Annotated in this window: 16 protein-coding genes, 2 tRNA genes and 1 rRNA gene; 10 read left to right on the top strand and 9 right to left on the bottom strand. The window is 40.9% G+C overall.

Annotation, left to right across the window (positions count from 1 at the left end; genetic code table 11):
* Positions 1–98 precede the first annotated feature (98 nt).
* The 9 genes from JVX94_RS19720 to rpmH all read right to left on the bottom strand — a co-directional run bounded on the left by JVX94_RS19720 (position 99) and on the right by rpmH (position 7859).
* The gene (locus JVX94_RS19720) at positions 99–233 is read right to left on the bottom strand and encodes a hypothetical protein (protein WP_260856520.1); all 135 of its coding nucleotides are present in this window, start codon (positions 231–233) and stop codon (positions 99–101) included.
* Between the two features lie 93 nt (positions 234–326).
* The gene (gene noc / locus JVX94_RS14710) at positions 327–1202 is read right to left on the bottom strand and encodes a nucleoid occlusion protein (protein ID WP_024424067.1); all 876 of its coding nucleotides are present in this window, start codon (positions 1200–1202) and stop codon (positions 327–329) included.
* A gap of 105 nt (positions 1203–1307) precedes the next feature.
* The gene (gene rsmG, locus JVX94_RS14705; protein ID WP_024424068.1) at positions 1308–2027 is read right to left on the bottom strand and encodes a 16S rRNA (guanine(527)-N(7))-methyltransferase RsmG; all 720 of its coding nucleotides are present in this window, start codon (positions 2025–2027) and stop codon (positions 1308–1310) included.
* Between the two features lie 13 nt (positions 2028–2040).
* Entirely contained in the window at positions 2041–3927 is a 1887-nt protein-coding gene (gene mnmG, locus JVX94_RS14700) for a tRNA uridine-5-carboxymethylaminomethyl(34) synthesis enzyme MnmG (RefSeq protein ID WP_095410043.1), read from the bottom strand.
* Positions 3928–3944: 17 nt separating this feature from the next.
* Positions 3945–5324, bottom strand: coding sequence for a tRNA uridine-5-carboxymethylaminomethyl(34) synthesis GTPase MnmE (mnmE, locus tag JVX94_RS14695; RefSeq protein WP_048238331.1), 1380 nt, complete (start codon positions 5322–5324; stop codon positions 3945–3947).
* A gap of 401 nt (positions 5325–5725) precedes the next feature.
* Positions 5726–6349 (bottom strand): RNA-binding cell elongation regulator Jag/EloR, encoded by a 624-nt coding sequence (gene jag, locus JVX94_RS14690; RefSeq protein ID WP_205183578.1) that lies wholly within the window; start codon positions 6347–6349, stop codon positions 5726–5728.
* Positions 6346–7128 (bottom strand): YidC family membrane integrase SpoIIIJ, encoded by a 783-nt coding sequence (gene spoIIIJ / locus JVX94_RS14685; RefSeq protein WP_089374159.1) that lies wholly within the window; start codon positions 7126–7128, stop codon positions 6346–6348. Before spoIIIJ ends, jag begins: the two co-directional genes overlap by 4 nt.
* A 158-nt stretch (positions 7129–7286) precedes the next feature.
* The gene (gene rnpA / locus JVX94_RS14680; RefSeq protein ID WP_008360906.1) at positions 7287–7646 is read right to left on the bottom strand and encodes a ribonuclease P protein component; all 360 of its coding nucleotides are present in this window, start codon (positions 7644–7646) and stop codon (positions 7287–7289) included.
* A gap of 78 nt (positions 7647–7724) precedes the next feature.
* Positions 7725–7859: a 50S ribosomal protein L34 gene (gene rpmH / locus JVX94_RS14675; RefSeq protein WP_073208224.1), complete on the bottom strand. Its 135-nt coding sequence runs from the start codon at positions 7857–7859 to the stop codon at positions 7725–7727.
* Positions 7860–8479: 620 nt separating this feature from the next.
* Between rpmH and dnaA the strand changes: the two genes are divergently transcribed.
* The 10 genes from dnaA (at position 8480) to JVX94_RS14625 (ending at position 19799) form a co-directional block, all read left to right on the top strand.
* Entirely contained in the window at positions 8480–9820 is a 1341-nt protein-coding gene (dnaA, locus tag JVX94_RS14670) for a chromosomal replication initiator protein DnaA (RefSeq protein ID WP_024424073.1), read from the top strand.
* Between the two features lie 196 nt (positions 9821–10016).
* Positions 10017–11153 carry a DNA polymerase III subunit beta gene (gene dnaN / locus JVX94_RS14665; RefSeq protein WP_048238334.1) on the top strand — a complete coding sequence of 379 codons (1137 nt, stop codon included), beginning with the start codon at positions 10017–10019 and terminating at the stop codon, positions 11151–11153.
* Positions 11154–11303: 150 nt separating this feature from the next.
* Complete coding sequence (gene yaaA / locus JVX94_RS14660; protein WP_048238335.1) at positions 11304–11519, top strand: S4 domain-containing protein YaaA; 216 nt, start codon at positions 11304–11306, stop codon at positions 11517–11519.
* Between the two features lie 16 nt (positions 11520–11535).
* Entirely contained in the window at positions 11536–12648 is a 1113-nt protein-coding gene (recF, locus tag JVX94_RS14655) for a DNA replication/repair protein RecF (RefSeq protein ID WP_061406450.1), read from the top strand.
* 17 nt (positions 12649–12665) lie between these two features.
* Positions 12666–12911, top strand: a complete 246-nt coding sequence (gene remB / locus JVX94_RS14650) for an extracellular matrix regulator RemB (protein WP_056766786.1) — start codon at positions 12666–12668, stop codon at positions 12909–12911.
* A gap of 57 nt (positions 12912–12968) precedes the next feature.
* On the top strand, positions 12969–14885 hold the full coding sequence (gene gyrB, locus JVX94_RS14645; protein WP_048238341.1) for a DNA topoisomerase (ATP-hydrolyzing) subunit B: 1917 nt from the start codon (positions 12969–12971) through the stop codon (positions 14883–14885).
* Between the two features lie 232 nt (positions 14886–15117).
* On the top strand, positions 15118–17622 hold the full coding sequence (gene gyrA, locus JVX94_RS14640; protein WP_095410045.1) for a DNA gyrase subunit A: 2505 nt from the start codon (positions 15118–15120) through the stop codon (positions 17620–17622).
* Between the two features lie 366 nt (positions 17623–17988).
* Positions 17989–19537: ribosomal RNA gene (locus JVX94_RS14635) — 16S ribosomal RNA — on the top strand.
* 95 nt (positions 19538–19632) lie between these two features.
* Positions 19633–19709 (top strand) — tRNA-Ile (locus JVX94_RS14630).
* 14 nt (positions 19710–19723) lie between these two features.
* Positions 19724–19799, top strand: a tRNA-Ala gene (locus JVX94_RS14625).
* The last annotated feature ends 54 nt before the right edge of the window (positions 19800–19853 follow it).

Genomic DNA, 19853 nt, shown 5'->3' with positions numbered 1-19853 from the left:
AAAATATATTGATATATCTTTTTCAGTGTCGAAACTTAAATTGTTTAAGGCATTTGCTCACATTTGCTTCGGACTAGGTGATTGTGTGTTCACAAGTCTTAAATGTCTCGCAAGTCATAGTTCTTCGGATCAACTTCAGCAATCATCAAGTGGATCGTTCCCTCTTGGTGCGAATGCTGAACAGTCACTTCTTTAGAAATAACACCTTGTTTCTTCAGGATTTTGTCATTCATTTGAAAAAGCAAACAGTAAATAACAAATGATAACAAGAGTAAAAGAAAAAGATTTACAAAAAAAGCTGACGAGTGGCGCTCATCAGCTTTTTTCTATTTTGGAATTCGAATCGTTAATTGGATATATTCCTCAAACTCTTCTTCCTCGGTATTTATCTTAAGTCCGCTGTCTTCTACCATGTGGAGAGACTGACGAATGGTATTCATCGCAATTCGTGTATCACGACTAAACGCCTTACGTTTTGGCTTCGGTTTGCGATCTGTTTTTTGTTCAAGCATCTTCACTACACGCTCTTCAGTCTGTTTCACATTCAACTGCTTTTCGATGATTTCCTGCAATAGCGCGATTTGTAATTCTGGAAGCTTTAGGGGCACAAGTGAACGTGCATGCCTTTCAGAGATTTTTTTCTCTAAAATGGCCTGTTGTACCTCTTCAGGCAACTTTAAAAGTCTTAATTTGTTTGCAACAGTTGATTGTCCCTTGCCTAAACGCTGAGCAAGCGCCTCTTGTGTTAAATCATGAAGCTCTAAAAGACGTGCATAAGCATGAGCCTCTTCAATAGAAGACAGCTCTTCTCTTTGCAAATTTTCAATCAACGCCACAGATGCCGTTTCCGTATCAGTAAAATCTTTTATAATAGCGGGGATTTTCTCCCATTGAAGAGTCTGTACCGCTCTCCAACGTCTTTCGCCGGCGATCAGTTCATATTTTCCCTCTTCTTCTGTTGGTCTAACAACAATAGGTTGGATAATGCCATGGGTATGAATCGTCGTGGCCAGCTCTTGTATCTTTTCTTCTGAAAAAATGGTGCGTGGCTGAAAACGGTTTGGCATAATTGTGTCGACCGGGAGCTCCTGTATCTCTTCCTTTAATGTATCATGCTCAGCAATCTCTGCCTCTATTTCGGTTTCACGCTCAGGATGTTCTTTGTCTCCAAGCCCGAAGAAGCGTGAGAGTGAATGCTTCATGAACCTACACCACCTTTAAAAACTACCTTTTTATAATTCTATTTTCTCATGTTTTTTCCTTCTGTAAAATCATAAATATTGAAGAAAAACCGACCTTTTACATGATCAACCTTCTATTGGTGATTTATTAGGTGTTCCTGGTTTTCTAGGATATTTTTTTGGTGTTTGCTTTTTCTTTTCAATGACAATGATGTTCCGTTCGCTTTCTTCTAAAGGAAGAACAAAGGAATGCTTTTCAACAACCTCTCCTCCGAGGACTGTGACAGCTTTTTTCCCTGCTTGCATTTCTTCATCAGCGGCAGATGCTTTTAAGGCAACAAACAATCCTTCCTTTTTCACTAGAGGCAGACATAGTTCGCTCAAGACGGATAAACGCGCAACTGCTCTAGCAGTGACAAGATCATAGCTTTCACGCTTTTCCTTACGTTGCCCAAACGTTTCCGCACGATCATGATAAAAAGTAGTATCTTGTAAGTTTAATCCTTTTGCTAACTCATTGAGAAACGTAATTCGTTTCTGTAGAGAATCAACAATGGTCACATGTAGATGAGGGAAACAAATTTTAAGAGGAATGCTTGGAAAACCAGCACCAGCTCCAATATCACAAATCGTCGTCACTTTGTGAAAATCAATAAAAAATGCTGCTGATATTGAATCATAAAAATGCTTTAAATACACTTCTTCCTTTTCAGTAATGGACGTTAAATTCATTTTCTCGTTCCATTCTACAAGCATGCGGAAGTAGGTTTCAAATTGTTCAAGCTGCACGGGAGAAAGAGTGATCCCTTTCTCCTCTAGTGCTGCTGTAAATTGTTCAATGTTCATGCCGACATCCTTTCTACTCTGCTATCTTCGCAATACGCCCCTGCTCTAAATATACTAAAAGGATAGAAATATCAGCAGGGTTAACGCCTGAAATACGAGAAGCCTGTGCAACAGAAAGCGGTCGGACTTCTTTCAACTTTTGTTTCGCTTCAGTTGCAATTCCTTTGATGGCGTCATAATCAATACGATCAGGAATCTTTTTGTTCTCCATCTTTTTCAGTTTTTCAACTTGCTGGAGTGACTTTTCAATATAACCTTCGTATTTAATTTGAATCTCTACCTGCTCACACACATCGGAAGGAAGCGGTGTTTCAGCAGGAGCTAATTTCACAACAGATTCATAATTCATTTCTGGACGCTTCATCAAATCGCTTGCACGAATGCCGTCCTTCAGCTCACTTCCGCCGAGTGAACGAATAAATTCTTGAGTCTCTGCTGTTGGTTTAATGATGACAGAATATAAACGTTTTTTCTCTGCTTCAATGGCTTCTTTTTTCTGCTGGAATGCTTGGAATCTTTCATCAGAAATTAATCCAATTTGATAGCCAAGTTCAGTTAATCTTAAATCAGCATTGTCATGACGTAGAAGTAGACGATACTCAGCACGTGATGTCAAGAGACGGTAAGGTTCATTTGTTCCTTTTGTGACAAGGTCATCGATGAGAACACCGATATATGCATCAGATCGGCTTAAAATGACTTCTTCTTTACCTAATGCTTTTCTTCCTGCATTAATACCTGCCATAATCCCTTGACCTGCTGCTTCCTCATAACCAGACGTACCATTGATTTGGCCGGCTGTATATAATCCGGAAATTTTCTTCGTCTCAAGTGTAGGCCACAACTGAGTAGGCACAATCGCATCATATTCGATGGCATAACCTGCTCTCATCATTTGTACATTCTCGAGCCCCGGGATGGTTGAAAGCATGCGCTGCTGTACATCCTCCGGAAGACTTGTAGACAATCCTTGAACATAAACTTCCTGCGTATTACGACCTTCTGGCTCTAAGAAAATTTGATGTCTCGGTTTATCATTGAAACGAACCACTTTATCTTCAATAGACGGGCAGTATCTAGGACCAGTTCCTTTAATCATACCTGAATACATTGGAGAACGGTGAAGATTCTCATCAATAATTTGATGAGTCTCTAAACTCGTGTAAGTTAACCAGCATGGCAGCTGGTCAGTAATATATTCAACCGTTTCATAGGAGAACGCCCGCGGTACATCATCACCTGGTTGAATTTCTGTTTTACTATAATCAATCGAGTGGCTATTCACTCGAGGAGGTGTTCCTGTTTTAAAGCGAACCAAATCGAATCCTAGTTCTGCTAAATGATCAGATAATTTAATAGAAGGCTGCTGGTTATTTGGACCGCTTGAATACGAAAGGTCTCCTAAAATAATGCGGCCTTTTAAGAAAGTCCCTGTTGTTAAAACAACAGATTTCGCACGATAGTTCGCCCCTGTTTGAGTAACAACACCCTTACATTCATCATCTTCTACAATTAAATGATCTACCATACCTTGCAACATTGTCAGGTTTGGTTCATTTTCCATTGTTTTTTTCATTTCATGCTGATATTGGAACTTATCTGCTTGCGCTCTTAACGCACGAACAGCAGGTCCTTTCCCCGTATTCAGCATGCGCATTTGAATATGCGTCTTATCTATATTTCGTGCCATTTCCCCGCCTAGAGCATCAATTTCTCTGACGACAATCCCTTTTGCGGGGCCGCCTACGGACGGATTACATGGCATAAAAGCAACCATATCGAGGTTGATAGTCAATACAAGTGTTTTGGCGCCCTGTCTTGCAGAAGCAAGAGCAGCCTCAACTCCAGCATGACCGGCACCCACGACGATCACGTCATAATTGCCAGCTTCATAACCCATTTCTAATGTTCCTCCCTTTACTTTCCTAAACAGAATTGAGAGAATAACTGATCAATCAAGCTTTCATGAACAGCATCCCCAATAATTTCACCTAGCTGTTCCCAGCAGCGTGTTAAATCTATTTGAACTATGTCGATCGGTACGTCCATTTCAATTCCTTCAAGAGCATCCTCAATGGATTGTTTTGCTTCCTGAAGGAGAGCAATATGCCGCGTGTTACTTACATACGTTAAATCTCCACTTTCAATTGAACCCGTGAAGAATAGTGATTGAATCGCGATCTCAAGCTCATCAATCCCCTTTTCTTGTAATAATGATGTAGTAACCACCGGACGATCCTTCGCTAACTGCTTGACCTTTTCGATATCAAGCTTAGGCTCAAGATCTGTCTTATTCACGATCACGATGATATCCATCCCTGAGACGGCCTCGAATAGTTTGATATCCTCTTCTGATAATTCCTCGCTATAATTGAGCACAAGTAAAATCAGGTCAGCTTCTTTTAAGACCTGTCTAGATCGTTCAACCCCTATACGCTCAACAATGTCCTCCGTCTCACGTATACCCGCAGTATCGACTAAACGAAGCGGTACACCTCTAACATTTACATATTCCTCAATGACATCTCTCGTTGTTCCAGGAATATCCGTAACAATTGCTTTTGTTTCCTGTACAAGACTATTCAACAAGGAAGACTTCCCAACATTCGGTCTTCCAATAATGACAGTAGATAAGCCCTCGCGCAGTATTTTCCCCTGCTGAGAAGTCGTTAGCAGTGACTCAATTTCCTTTTTCACTGATGTTGCCTTTTCAACTAAGACTCGATGCGTCATTTCTTCAACATCGTCATACTCAGGGTAGTCAATATTGACTTCAACATGGGCTAGTGTTTCCAATATCTCGCCGCGAAGTCGTTTAATCAAACCGGAGAGGCGTCCCTCCATTTGAGTAATCGCTACATTCATCGCACGATCTGTCTTTGCGCGAATCAAATCCATTACTGCTTCAGCCTGCGAAAGATCAATTCTTCCATTTAAGAAAGCTCGTTTTGTAAACTCACCTGGCTCCGCTAATCTTGCTCCTTCTCTTAAAGCAAGCTGCAGTACTTTATTGACCGTTACAATTCCGCCATGGCAGTTAATCTCAATAACGTCTTCTCTCGTAAATGTTTTTGGCGCTCTTAATACGGACACCATGACCTCTTCTATTACTTGCTCAGTGCTAGAATCCACAATATGACCATAGTGAATCGTATGGGAATCCACCGATACAAGTTTTTTCTCCTTAGGACCTTTATACATCCGATCAGCAATCTGTACGGCATCAGGCCCGCTTAAACGAATAATCGCAATTGCTCCTTCACCCATCGGTGTCGAAATTGCTGCAATTGTATCCATCACTCATTCACCTCTTTCTCTACTTAATAGACAGTCTGTTATCTATTAAATGGACATTGTCCATCTCTATATCAAAAACGCTTAATCCAAAATTTAAAGATACCATAAATGAAAGCGAAGTGAAAGTATCCCCTATCTAATTATCCACAGCTTTGCATCTTATCTATTTTAACACTTAACTTATCCACATGTGAATAACGACGTTTGAAACTTGTCTTCACATCTTACACCTAAATCCAATAAATTTAAACGCCCTGATCCCTTTACTTACTTGTAAAAATGGCATTTTCCACTCATATCACACACTCATTTTTTAGAAATAAAGGATGAATCCTCTATAAAAAGCAATTTTTCAATAAAAAAAGACTAAAATCCAGCTTTGCTGAATCTTAGTCTTTCTGCTATTTTTTATACAGCACCACAACATGACGCTTGCTGCCTGTATCTTCAGATGCCGTTGCAAGTTCTTTAGAGAATGCAGCAATCGCATCATGAACAATTTTTCGCTCATTCGAAGGCATAGGTTCTAAATGAACCTTTCTCTTCGTTTTTAAAACCCGTTTTGCTGTCTTGACGGCATATTGTTCAAGTGCTTCTTGTCGTTTCTTCCTATAATCGCCAATATCAATTGTTATATGATGATACTGATCAGAATAACGATTAAACACTAACTGTACCAACGTTTCTAAAGAGTACAATGTTTGTCCTCTTTTTCCAATCATTAATGACGTTTTATCTCCATCAATGTGAAAAGAAATCTTTTTCGGTTCCTGTTTGGAAATAATCTTTGCTTTAGGATCAATCGTTTTAACAATTTTATCTAAATACTGTGTAGCTAATTTAAGTGCATTTATCTTTTTTACTAACTTGACCACAGCTTGTCTTTTACCAAATAATCCTAAAAACCCTTTATTTCCTTCATCTACTATTGTGATTTCTACTTCTTCTTTTAGTAGCTGAATTTGTTTAAGTCCGGAATCTACTGCTTCTTCGATTGTGCGACCGACAGCAGTTATTTCCTTCATTTTTTATTCCCGCCTGCTTTTTCTTTTGTATCAACTTTTACTTGAGGCGTTTTAATCACCAATGTTTGAATGATCATGAAGATGTTACCTACAACCCAATACAATGAAAGTGCTGCTGGGAAACTAATCGCAAACACAATGATCATAATCGGCATCACCCATAGCATGATAGCCATTTGAGGGTTGTCCGAAGGATTTCCAGCCATCATCAGCTTTTGCTGAATGAAAGTAGCTACACCCGCAATAATCGGTAATAGGAACAATGGATCTGGGCTGCCTAAGTCAAACCATAAGAATGTATGCTTTTTAATTTCTGCTGTTCTCATAATTGCATGATAGAAACCAATGAGGATTGGCATCTGAATTAAAATCGGGAAACAGCCTGCTAATGGATTGACGCCATTTTTTTGAAAAAGGGCCATTGTTTCTTGCTGTAGCTGCTGCTGTGTTTTTTGATCTTTAGAGCTATATTTTTCACGAAGCTTTTTCAATTCAGGCTGTAATGCTTGCATCGCTTTTGTACTTCTTAACTGTTTAATCATTAATGGTAAAATAAGCAAGCGAATTAACAGTGTCACAATAATAATCGCTACACCATAGTTCTCACCAGTTAAGTTTGCCATATACGTGATTAATTGAGATAGCGGGTAAACAATATAAGAATTCCAGAATCCCTTACTATCTGATGTAATTGGTTCATTGATCTGTGTACATCCTGCCAATAGAACCAATACGCCAATCAAGCTAAATATTAGTAATAATCGCCTTTTCAACAAGATTCCTCCCATTACTTCAAACTTTATTTAAGTTGGAATTGATTACGAAAGTGACTCACCTATTCAGTATGGTAACATTTTTTCTTTGCAAAGTGGTGGTTTCATTTTAATTCACTAGATGAAGGAAGCGCTTTTAAAAATTGATTCAACGAAAGTTTCTATTACGAAGACTTTTTCGGTTGTTGTTGATAAACAGCGGATTTTCTAAATAAATGTTGGAGAGACTTCTTTGTTTCTTCAAAGGTCAATTCACTCGCTGGTTTTCGTGCAATGACAATGTAGTCTTTTTCTTGCTTTAACTTATGACCTTCCTCTAAAAACACCTGACGGATCAGTCGTTTAATTCGATTTCTTATCACTGCATTACCAATCTTCTTACTGACAGACAATCCTAAACGCAGTTCATCTTGATTTGGTTGATCCAGCTGGTAAATAACGAATTGGCGATTCGCCATTGATTGACCTTTTTTGAACACCTTTTGAAACTCTTCATTTTTTTTTAGCCTGTTTCGCTTCTTCATGTTTTCTTCCACTCCGATAAAAACTGACAGTTCATTTACGATTTTATGTAAAAAAGACCACTGACATTATTCAGTGGCCTAAGCTGATAATTTTTTTCTACCTTTGCTGCGGCGTCGCTTTAAAACTAGACGTCCGTTTTTAGTACTCATACGGCTGCGGAAGCCATGAACTTTACTACGCTTACGGTTATTTGGTTGAAACGTTCTTTTCATTTATGACACCTCCCTGAGGAATAGCTGTTTAAGACAGTCTAACTCATTATATTTGTGTAACCCATCGATTGTCAATATCAATGATAAAACTCTTATTATCAACCTTATTAGCATAACATAATTTATTAAACGAAGAAACCTTCTTTTTCAGTTTCCAGCATTTTATTCTTTTTTTCCTCCTAAAAGACCTTCAAAACATGGATGTGGATATTTTTCCGGCATATTTAGACTATCCACATCCATTATCGACATTTTTTTCACACAAATAACCGATGTGGATAATTATTTTTCAACAGGCTGTAAAGTGTGTGGATAAGTTTGTGACACCCATTGCACCATCTTGTTTATTTTGATATTATATTTGTGTTTTAACTCTTAATTAGTTATCTGGCCCATTTATATTATCCACAATTTGTGGATAACCTGTGGAAAGTTATTACACAGCCTGTTGAATTGTTTATCCACAGCTTGTGTAATTTGTCGAAAAGACGTTTTTCTACTATATTAATTGTTTTCAACAATGTATGTGCACGAATGGTGATGACCATTTGCTCTTTTTCGTGTTCTATAACAGTTTGATACTGGTCATTTTAAAAAGAAAAGGAGGGGGGAGAAGCCTTATGGAAAATATTTTGGATCTGTGGAATAAAGCACTTCAAAAAATAGAGACAAAATTAAGCAAACCCAGTTTTGAGACATGGATGAAATCGACAAAAGCCCATTCTCTTCAGGGAGATACGCTTACAATTACGGCACCTAATGAATTTGCTAGAGATTGGCTCGAGTCAAGATATCTTCACTTAATTGCTGATACCATCTATGAACTAACAGGTGAAGAGCTCAGCATTAAATTTATTATTCCTCAAAATCAGGACGAAGAGGAAGCCATGCCAAAGTCTCCTATCAAAAAAATGTCTAAAGAAGAGCCCGTTGACATTCCACAAAATATGCTGAATCCAAAATATACATTTGATACTTTTGTTATTGGTTCAGGCAACCGTTTTGCTCATGCCGCTTCACTTGCAGTCGCGGAAGCACCAGCAAAAGCATATAACCCGCTTTTTATTTATGGGGGCGTTGGTTTAGGAAAGACTCACTTGATGCATGCGATTGGTCATTACGTGATCGACCATAATCCATCAGCGAAAGTGGTCTATCTATCATCTGAAAAATTTACTAATGAATTTATCAACTCAATCCGAGATAACAAAGCTGTCGACTTCCGTAACCGCTATCGGAATGTAGATGTGCTTTTGATAGATGATATTCAATTTTTAGCAGGAAAAGAACAAACACAAGAAGAGTTTTTCCATACATTCAACACACTTCACGAAGAAAGTAAGCAAATCGTCATTTCTAGTGACCGGCCTCCGAAAGAAATTCCGACACTTGAAGACAGATTACGCTCTCGATTTGAATGGGGCTTAATTACAGACATTACCCCGCCAGATTTAGAAACGCGTATCGCGATCTTGCGAAAAAAAGCAAAGGCAGAAGGCTTAGACATTCCAAATGAAGTCATGCTGTACATTGCCAATCAAATCGACAGCAACATTCGTGAGCTGGAGGGTGCTTTGATTCGTGTCGTTGCTTACTCATCTTTAATTAATAAAGACATTAATGCAGATCTAGCAGCTGAGGCGCTAAAGGACATCATTCCTTCATCGAAGCCAAAGGTCATTACAATTAAAGATATTCAAAGAATTGTAGGTCAGCAATTTAATATTCGATTAGAGGATTTCAAGGCGAAGAAACGTACGAAGTCAGTTGCTTATCCAAGACAAATTGCCATGTACCTCTCTAGAGAAATGACCGATTCCTCTCTGCCTAAAATCGGAGAAGAATTTGGCGGTCGTGATCATACGACTGTCATTCATGCTCATGAGAAGATTTCGAAATTAATCGTTGAAGATGAACAGCTTCAGCAGCATGTCAAAGAGATCAAAGAACAATTAAAATAACCAAGCTGATATAATAGGTACGGGAAAATGTGAATAACTAGAGCATAGTCATACACAGTCTGTCCACATGTGGATAGGCTGTCTTTCCTTTCTTTTTCTGGACTTATCCACATATTCACAAGCCCTACTATTACTTCTACGATTTTTATTAATAAAATATATATACATGTCATTAAGAAAATTTAGGAGGACCACTATGAAATTCACGATTCAAAAAGATCGTCTTGTCCAAAGTGTCCAAGATGTATTAAAGGCCGTATCCTCTAGAACAACGATTCCTATTTTGACAGGGATTAAAATTGTTGCGTCTGATGAAGGGGTTTCTCTAACAGGAAGCGATTCTGATATCTCAATTGAATCTTTCATCCCTCAAAGAGATGGAGATTTAGAGGTTATCACCATTGATCGTCCGGGAAGTATTGTGCTTCAAGCCCGCTTCTTTAGTGAAATTGTAAAGAAACTGCCTATGGCTACTGTTGAAATTGAAGTAGAACAAAATCACCTGACTATCATCCGCTCTGGTTCAGCGGAATTTAACCTAAACGGCTTAGATGCTGAAGAATATCCGCATCTTCCACAAATTGAAGAGCATCATGCATTTCAAATTCCGACAGATCTGCTTAAAAATTTAATTCGTCAAACTGTTTTTGCAGTGTCCACCTCAGAAACACGGCCTATCTTGACAGGTGTAAACTGGAAGGTCGAAAAAGGTGAATTAATATGCACGGCGACGGATAGCCACCGTCTTGCTTTAAGAAAAGCGAAGTTAGATATTAACGAGGAAAGTTCGTATAATGTCGTGATTCCAGGGAAGAGTTTAACAGAGCTAAGTAAAATTCTTGATGATGGACAAGATCTTGTGAGCATCGTGATTACAGAAACACAAGTTCTTTTTAAAGCACAAAACGTCCTGTTCTTCTCAAGATTACTGGATGGTAATTATCCAGATACAGCTCGTCTGATCCCGCAAGAAAGTAAAACGGATGTCGTAGTCAACACGAAAGAGTTCCTTCAAGCCATTGATCGTGCATCACTTTTGGCAAGAGAAGGACGTAATAATGTCGTAAAACTGTCAGCTGATCCTGAACAAAGCCTTGAAATCTCTTCTAATTCACCTGAGATCGGTAAAGTGGTGGAGACGGTTCAAGCAGATGAGATTAAAGGGGAAGATCTTAAAATCTCCTTCAGTCCAAAATATATGCTGGATGCGTTAAAAGTATTAGAGGGAACAGATATTCATGTAAGCTTCACTGGTGCAATGAGACCATTCCTGCTGCGTACGCCGAATGATGATTCTATCTTGCAATTGATTCTTCCGGTAAGAACGTATTAATTCAATCTAAAATGGCTGCTGTGTGAGTGCACAGCAGCTTTTCTTCTCGTTTTCCATGCTTTCTTTCATCCCAGTTCGCTTTCCCCCTTTCCTTCTTGTCTTGTTTTTTAGTACAATTAGATATTAGTGATATTGAAAGAGGTCGATACAATGCCTAATCTTATAACCATTGAAACGGAAATGATTACATTAGGGCAGTTTTTGAAATTAGCCGAAGTCATCCAATCTGGCGGAATGGCGAAATGGTTTTTAAGTGAACATGAGGTGTTCATTAATCAAGAGCCAGATAATAGACGGGGACGCAAACTGTACCCGGGAGATGTTGTCGAGATTGAAGGTTACGGCGCATTTCAAGTTGTGAATTAGAAACGGGTGACAATACATGTACATTCAAAGTCTGGCGTTAACTTCATACCGAAATTATGAACACACCGAGCTTCAATTCGACAATAAGGTGAATGTCATGATCGGTGAGAATGCCCAAGGTAAAACGAACTTGATGGAAGCGATCTATGTATTGTCGATGGCAAAGTCTCATCGTACGTCAAATGATAAAGAACTTATCCGATGGGACCAAGACTATGCTAAAATAGAAGGTAGAGTCATTAAAAAAAATGGTCCACTCCCAATGCAGCTCGTGATTTCAAAAAAAGGGAAAAAGGGCAAGGTCAATCACATTGAACAACAGAAGCTCAGTCATTATGTTGGTGCGTTAAACACCATCATGTTTGCGCCAGAGGACTTAAGTCTTGTGAAGGGCAGCCCGCAAATCCGCAGAAGATTCCTCGACATGGAGATTGGACAAGTTTCTGCTGTCTACTTGCATGATTTATCGCTCTATCAAAAAATCCTCTCTCAGCGGAATCATTACTTGAAACAATTGCAGACAAGAAAGCAAACAGATCAAGCGATGCTGGAGGTTTTAACAGAGCAGTTGATTGATGCGGCAGCGAAAGTTGTCAAAAGACGACTGACTTTTACGAAACAGCTCGAAAAATGGGCCCAGCCGCTGCATTTTGGGATTTCTAGAGAGCTAGAAACACTCACGCTCCAATACCAGACGGCAATAGAGGTATCAGAAGCGTCAGACTTGTCGAAAATAAAGAATAGCTATGAAGAATCGTTTCAGAAACTAAGAGACAGAGAAATAGACCGAGGGGTGACACTGTGGGGACCTCACAGAGATGACCTGCTTTTCTTTGTGAATGGTCGGGATGTTCAGACATATGGCTCTCAAGGGCAGCAAAGAACAACAGCTCTTTCACTAAAGCTGGCAGAAATTGATCTGATACATGAAGAAATCGGAGAATATCCCATTCTTCTACTTGATGATGTGTTATCTGAACTTGATGATTACAGACAGTCTCATTTGCTCCATACCATTCAAGGTCGTGTACAGACCTTCGTCACTACAACAAGTGTTGAAGGCATTGATCACGCCACCCTGAAAGAAGCGGAAATTTTCAGAGTAGCCAGTGGAAAAGTAATTGACTGATAAATGAGGTGTGAGTCTTGTATATTCATTTAGGTGATGATTGTGTTGTTTCTACACGAGAGATTGTCGCAATTGTTGATTACAAAATGAGGTCGTCTTCTGTTGTAGAAGAATTTCTACAAAAACAAGAGAAACATATCATTTCGTTATCACAAGGGACACCCAAATCCATTGTCGTCACAACTGAATCTGTTTATTACTCTCCTCTTTCCTCAAGCACGCTCAAAAAACGTGCTTCGTTTGTGGTTGAAATTGAAGTCTAAAAACTCAATTCATATAAATATATCGTTTAAGAAAAGTGTAGGTGAATGTACGTGGCAATGGAACAGCAACATAATAGTTATGATGAAAATCAGATACAGGTGCTCGAAGGACTAGAAGCTGTTAGAAAACGTCCAGGAATGTACATTGGGTCAACCAATGCAAAAGGACTTCACCATCTTGTATGGGAAATTGTCGACAACAGTATTGATGAGGCATTAGCTGGTTATTGTACAGACATTACAGTGCAAATTGAAAAAGATAATAGCATTACAGTAAAAGATAATGGCCGCGGGATTCCTGTTGGAATTCATGAGAAAATGGGGCGTCCTGCTGTAGAGGTCATTATGACTGTTCTTCACGCTGGCGGTAAATTTGACGGGAGCGGTTATAAAGTATCTGGCGGTCTGCATGGTGTAGGGGCATCTGTTGTAAATGCATTATCTACTACCTTAGACGTGACCGTATACCGTGACGGAAAAATTCATTATCAGCAGTTCAAACGCGGAGTTCCAGTGGGAGATTTAGAGGTTATTGGTGAAACAGATGTAACCGGGACAACCACTCACTTTGTGCCAGACCCAGAAATTTTCAATGAAACCATTGAATTTGATTACGATACACTTGCCAACCGTGTGCGTGAGTTAGCTTTCTTAACAAAAGGTGTAAACATCATTATTGAAGACTTACGTGAAGGCAAAGAGCGTAAAAATGAATACTGCTACGAAGGCGGTATTAAGAGCTATGTAGAACATTTAAACCGCTCAAAAGAAGTTGTTCATGAAGAACCTGTGTACATCGAAGGTGAGAAAGACGGAATTACGGTTGAAGTGGCATTACAATACAACGATTCTTATACAAGTAATATCTATTCCTTCGCCAACAATATCAACACGTATGAAGGCGGAACACACGAAGCTGGCTTTAAAACTGGTCTAACGCGTGTCATCAATGATTATGCTCGTAAAAACGGCGTATTCAAAGATGGGGATGCGAATTTAAGTGGTGAAGATGTGCGAGAAGGCTTAACAGCCATTATCTCCATCAAACATCCAGACCCTCAATTCGAAGGGCAAACGAAGACAAAGCTTGGGAACTCAGAAGCGAGAACCATCACAGACTCCCTTTTCTCAGAAGCACTTGAGAAATTCTTGCTTGAAAATCCTGATTCTGCGAAAAAAATTGTGGAAAAGGGACTGATGGCGGCTCGTGCAAGAATGGCTGCCAAAAAGGCTCGTGAGCTGACAAGACGTAAAAGTGCGCTGGAAGTCTCCAGCTTACCTGGGAAACTGGCGGACTGTTCTTCTAAAGATCCTTCCATCTCTGAGCTCTATATTGTAGAGGGAGATTCTGCGGGCGGATCTGCTAAGCAAGGCCGTGATCGTCACTTCCAAGCGATCTTACCGTTAAGAGGGAAGATCCTAAACGTAGAAAAAGCTCGTCTAGATAAAATTTTATCGAACAACGAAGTTCGTGCAATGATTACAGCGTTAGGAACTGGAATCGGAGAAGACTTCACTTTAGAGAAAGCACGCTATCACAAAGTTGTGATCATGACAGATGCCGATGTAGATGGAGCGCATATCCGAACGCTTCTCTTAACCTTCTTCTATCGTTACATGCGTCAAATCATTGAAAACGGTTATGTGTATATTGCACAGCCGCCTTTATATAAAGTGCAGCAAGGAAAACGTGTGGAGTACGTGTATAACGATAAACAGCTGGATGAGCTGTTAAAATCACTACCTCAAACACCAAAGCCTGGACTCCAGCGTTATAAAGGTCTTGGAGAGATGAATGCTACTCAGCTTTGGGAAACAACAATGGACCCTGATGCGAGAACACTTCTTCAAGTCACACTTGAGGATGCGATCGATGCTGATGAGACATTTGAAATGCTGATGGGAGATAAAGTAGAGCCGAGACGGAACTTTATCGAAGAAAATGCACAATACGTGAAAAACCTTGATATTTAGATGAATCCCTCCTGAGAACAACCTTATTTCTTGTTTGGAATAAGGTTGTTTTTCAAGAAACAGGGGTGTGAAACGAATGTCCTGGTTTTCCGTGTTTTCGTTGATTTTCTAGTAAATTAATGTGTATAAAGCCGAGATTATTGATATAATGGAGAATAGTCTTGTGAAGATAAATACATATTTTACTCCCACATAATTTATTTCATGTGATACGTAAAGGGAGGTTCTTATAGTGAGTGAACAACATACACCAAATGTACGTGAAGTGAATATTAGTCAAGAAATGCGTACGTCCTTTTTAGATTATGCAATGAGTGTTATTGTTTCGCGTGCATTACCAGATGTGCGAGACGGATTGAAGCCCGTGCATCGAAGAATTTTGTATGCGATGAATGACCTAGGTATGACAAGTGATAAACCATTTAAGAAATCTGCACGTATCGTTGGGGAAGTTATCGGTAAGTACCACCCTCACGGTGACAGCGCTGTATACGAAGCGATGGTTCGTATGGCGCAAGACTTCAACTATCGAAATATGCTAGTTGAAGGACACGGGAACTTTGGTTCTGTCGATGGAGACAGTGCAGCAGCGATGCGTTATACTGAGGCGCGTCTATCAAAAATCTCAATGGAGATCCTGCGTGATATCACCAAGGATACGATTGATTATCAAGATAACTACGATGGCAGTGAAAGAGAACCAATCGTTATGCCTGCTCGATTCCCGAACTTATTAGTCAACGGGGCAACAGGTATCGCTGTAGGGATGGCAACCAACATTCCGCCTCACCAACTAGGTGAAGTGATTGATGGGGTGCTGGCGATTAGTCAAGACCCAGAAATGACAACACAGGAACTAATGGAGATCATTCCAGGACCAGACTTCCCAACTGCGGGACAAATCATTGGTCGAAGCGGAATCCGTAAAGCATATGAAACAGGCCGTGGCTCTATTACATTACGTGCAAAGTCTATCATTGAAGAAACATCCAGCGGTAAGCAGCGGATTGTCATCAATGAAATTCCATATCAGGTCAACAAAGCCCGTTTGATCGAAAAAATCGCTGATCTTGTGCGTGATAAAAAGATCGATGGCATTACAGATCTGCGTGACGAGTCTGATCGTAATGGAATGCGGATTGTAATTGAACTGCGAAGAGACGCGAACGCCCACGTTCTATTAAACAATCTTTATAAACAAACGACACTCCAAACATCATTTGGAATCAACTTATTGGCACTTGTCGATGGACAGCCGAAAGTCTTGTCCCTCAAACAATGTCTTGAATATTATCTAGAGCATCAAAAAGTGATCATTCGCAGAAGAACAGCATATGAACTTCGTAAAGCTGAAGCAAGAGCTCATATTCTAGAAGGTTTAAGAATCGCTCTTGACCACTTAGATGAAGTCATTTCATTAATTAGAAGCTCTCAAACTGCTGAAATCGCGAGAAATGGCTTAATGGAGAACTATAGCTTGTCCGAAAAACAAGCACAGGCCATTCTTGATATGCGTCTTCAGCGCTTAACTGGATTGGAAAGAGAAAAGATAGAAGAAGAATATAAAGGACTTGTTGATTTGATTGCTGAGTTGAAAGCCATTTTAGCAGACAATGAGAAAGTTCTTGAAATCATTAGAGAAGAATTAACAGAAATCAAAGAGCGCTTCAATGATACACGCCGTACTGAAATTGTGACGGCAGGTATTGAAACAATTGAAGATGAAGATTTGATCCCTGTTGAGAACATCGTGATTACGCTGACTCATAATGGTTATATCAAGCGTCTGCCTGCATCAACATACCGCAGCCAAAAAAGAGGCGGTAAAGGTGTTCAGGGCATGGGAACCAATGAGGATGATTTCGTAGAACAGCTGATTTCAACATCTACCCATGATACGATTCTCTTCTTCTCTAATAAAGGGAAGGTCTATCGTGCGAAGGGATATGAAATTCCTGAATTCGGACGGACGGCGAAAGGGATTCCGATTATTAACCTGCTTGAAGTAGAAAAGGGAGAGTGGATTAATGCCATTATTCCAGTAAGCGAATTTGATGAAGATTCGTATCTCTTCTTTACAACAAGACACGGTGTATCAAAACGAACATCATTGTCTCAGTTTGCCAACATTCGAAACAATGGACTTATCGCTCTAAGTCTTCGTGACGAAGATGAACTGATGGCTGTCCGTTTAACCAATGGAGAAAAACAAATCATCATTGGAACGAAAAAGGGTATGCTGATTCGTTTTGACGAGACAGACGTTCGTGAAATGGGACGTACTGCAGCCGGCGTGAAAGGAATTACGCTTTCTGAGGATGACATCGTTGTCGGTATGGAAATCCTTGAGCCAGATGCAAACGTATTGATCGTAACCGAGAAAGGGTACGGTAAATTAACCCCTGAAAAAGAATACCGTGTTCAAAGTCGGGGCGGTAAAGGTCTTAAAACATGTAAAATCACGGACAACAATGGTCCGCTTGTCGCAGTGAAGGCGACGAATGCTGAAGCTGAAGAGGACTTGATGATTATTACAGGAAGCGGCGTGATCATTCGTATGGCCGTTTCAGACATTTCGACAACAGGTCGAGTCACTCAAGGTGTCCGCCTGATTCGTCTTGGTGATGAAGAACATGTGGCTACAGTGGCGTTAGTTGAACAATCACAAGAAGATGATGAAGAGAATAGTGAAGAAAACGTAGAAACTATAGAGTCAGATCAAGAGCAATCTGAGTAAAAATAAAGCCGGTTCTTCACCGGCTTTATTTTTTTCTAAAAAAACATGAGTTTTTTTGAAATTTCTAATGCTTTTTTCATAGATATGTGTTAATCTTTCAAAGGAGCAAAAAGAGGCTCTATTTTTTATCTCTTTTACAGTGAAAACTTCTTAAAAAAATAAAATGTTTTTCAAGAAAAATGTTGACTGTTGATAGAGATATATGATATATTTAAGTGGTCGCTTTGAGAGAGTGACACACAAGTTCTTTGAAAACTAAACAAGACAAAACGTACCTGTTAATTCGAGTTTTTATAAAAAAATCCTATGATACTTCATAGGTAGTCAGTCAAACGCTGACGAAAAACAAAACTTCGGTTTTGTACTTTTTCGGAGAGTTTGATCCTGGCTCAGGACGAACGCTGGCGGCGTGCCTAATACATGCAAGTCGAGCGGACAGAAGGGAGCTTGCTCCCGGATGTTAGCGGCGGACGGGTGAGTAACACGTGGGTAACCTGCCTGTAAGACTGGGATAACTCCGGGAAACCGGAGCTAATACCGGATAGTTCCTTGAACCGCATGGTTCAAGGATGAAAGACGGTTTCGGCTGTCACTTACAGATGGACCCGCGGCGCATTAGCTAGTTGGTGGGGTAATGGCTCACCAAGGCGACGATGCGTAGCCGACCTGAGAGGGTGATCGGCCACACTGGGACTGAGACACGGCCCAGACTCCTACGGGAGGCAGCAGTAGGGAATCTTCCGCAATGGACGAAAGTCTGACGGAGCAACGCCGCGTGAGTGATGAAGGTTTTCGGATCGTAAAGCTCTGTTGTTAGGGAAGAACAAGTGCGAGAGTAACTGCTCGCACCTTGACGGTACCTAACCAGAAAGCCACGGCTAACTACGTGCCAGCAGCCGCGGTAATACGTAGGTGGCAAGCGTTGTCCGGAATTATTGGGCGTAAAGGGCTCGCAGGCGGTTTCTTAAGTCTGATGTGAAAGCCCCCGGCTCAACCGGGGAGGGTCATTGGAAACTGGGAAACTTGAGTGCAGAAGAGGAGAGTGGAATTCCACGTGTAGCGGTGAAATGCGTAGAGATGTGGAGGAACACCAGTGGCGAAGGCGACTCTCTGGTCTGTAACTGACGCTGAGGAGCGAAAGCGTGGGGAGCGAACAGGATTAGATACCCTGGTAGTCCACGCCGTAAACGATGAGTGCTAAGTGTTAGGGGGTTTCCGCCCCTTAGTGCTGCAGCTAACGCATTAAGCACTCCGCCTGGGGAGTACGGTCGCAAGACTGAAACTCAAAGGAATTGACGGGGGCCCGCACAAGCGGTGGAGCATGTGGTTTAATTCGAAGCAACGCGAAGAACCTTACCAGGTCTTGACATCCTCTGACAACCCTAGAGATAGGGCTTTCCCTTCGGGGACAGAGTGACAGGTGGTGCATGGTTGTCGTCAGCTCGTGTCGTGAGATGTTGGGTTAAGTCCCGCAACGAGCGCAACCCTTGATCTTAGTTGCCAGCATTCAGTTGGGCACTCTAAGGTGACTGCCGGTGACAAACCGGAGGAAGGTGGGGATGACGTCAAATCATCATGCCCCTTATGACCTGGGCTACACACGTGCTACAATGGACAGAACAAAGGGCTGCAAGACCGCAAGGTTTAGCCAATCCCATAAATCTGTTCTCAGTTCGGATCGCAGTCTGCAACTCGACTGCGTGAAGCTGGAATCGCTAGTAATCGCGGATCAGCATGCCGCGGTGAATACGTTCCCGGGCCTTGTACACACCGCCCGTCACACCACGAGAGTTTGCAACACCCGAAGTCGGTGAGGTAACCTTTATGGAGCCAGCCGCCGAAGGTGGGGCAGATGATTGGGGTGAAGTCGTAACAAGGTAGCCGTATCGGAAGGTGCGGCTGGATCACCTCCTTTCTAAGGATATATGGAGCAGCGTACGTTTTCGTCTTGTTTAGTTTTGAAGGAACTTGCAAAAGATCCTACAACATCATATCTTCGATATGAAAGATGGGCCTGTAGCTCAGCTGGTTAGAGCGCACGCCTGATAAGCGTGAGGTCGGTGGTTCGAGTCCACTCAGGCCCACCATCTTCTATTAAATCGGGGCCTTAGCTCAGCTGGGAGAGCGCCTGCCTTGCACGCAGGAGGTCAGCGGTTCGATCCCGCTAGGCTCCACCAACGTGTTCTTTGAAAACTAGATAACAATAAGTAATACATTCACATTGAATGCAA

Source organism: Bacillus sp. PDNC022 (genome assembly GCF_016919285.1).
Classification (GTDB): domain Bacteria; phylum Bacillota; class Bacilli; order Bacillales; family Bacillaceae; genus Bacillus; species Bacillus safensis.
The sequence above is the reverse complement of the archived record's forward strand: the minus strand, read 5'-3'. Positions and strand labels throughout refer to the sequence as shown.

What these genes read in the sequence shown, in the direction of transcription:
- mnmG (WP_095410043.1), bottom strand. Translation starts at nt 3,927, where the DNA reads ATGGGTTATGAAGCTGGCAATTATGACGTGATCGTCGTGGGTGCCGGT.
- yaaA (WP_048238335.1), top strand. Translation starts at nt 11,304, where the DNA reads ATGCCTAATCTTATAACCATTGAAACGGAAATGATTACATTAGGGCAG.
- rpmH (WP_073208224.1), bottom strand. Translation starts at nt 7,859, where the DNA reads ATGAAAAGAACGTTTCAACCAAATAACCGTAAGCGTAGTAAAGTTCAT.
- mnmE (WP_048238331.1), bottom strand. Translation starts at nt 5,324, where the DNA reads ATGGATACAATTGCAGCAATTTCGACACCGATGGGTGAAGGAGCAATT.
- rnpA (WP_008360906.1), bottom strand. Translation starts at nt 7,646, where the DNA reads ATGAAGAAGCGAAACAGGCTAAAAAAAAATGAAGAGTTTCAAAAGGTG.
- noc (WP_024424067.1), bottom strand. Translation starts at nt 1,202, where the DNA reads ATGAAGCATTCACTCTCACGCTTCTTCGGGCTTGGAGACAAAGAACAT.
- dnaA (WP_024424073.1), top strand. Translation starts at nt 8,480, where the DNA reads ATGGAAAATATTTTGGATCTGTGGAATAAAGCACTTCAAAAAATAGAG.
- rsmG (WP_024424068.1), bottom strand. Translation starts at nt 2,027, where the DNA reads ATGAACATTGAACAATTTACAGCAGCACTAGAGGAGAAAGGGATCACT.
- jag (WP_205183578.1), bottom strand. Translation starts at nt 6,349, where the DNA reads ATGAAGGAAATAACTGCTGTCGGTCGCACAATCGAAGAAGCAGTAGAT.
- gyrB (WP_048238341.1), top strand. Translation starts at nt 12,969, where the DNA reads ATGGAACAGCAACATAATAGTTATGATGAAAATCAGATACAGGTGCTC.
- recF (WP_061406450.1), top strand. Translation starts at nt 11,536, where the DNA reads ATGTACATTCAAAGTCTGGCGTTAACTTCATACCGAAATTATGAACAC.
- JVX94_RS19720 (WP_260856520.1), bottom strand. Translation starts at nt 233, where the DNA reads ATGAATGACAAAATCCTGAAGAAACAAGGTGTTATTTCTAAAGAAGTG.
- dnaN (WP_048238334.1), top strand. Translation starts at nt 10,017, where the DNA reads ATGAAATTCACGATTCAAAAAGATCGTCTTGTCCAAAGTGTCCAAGAT.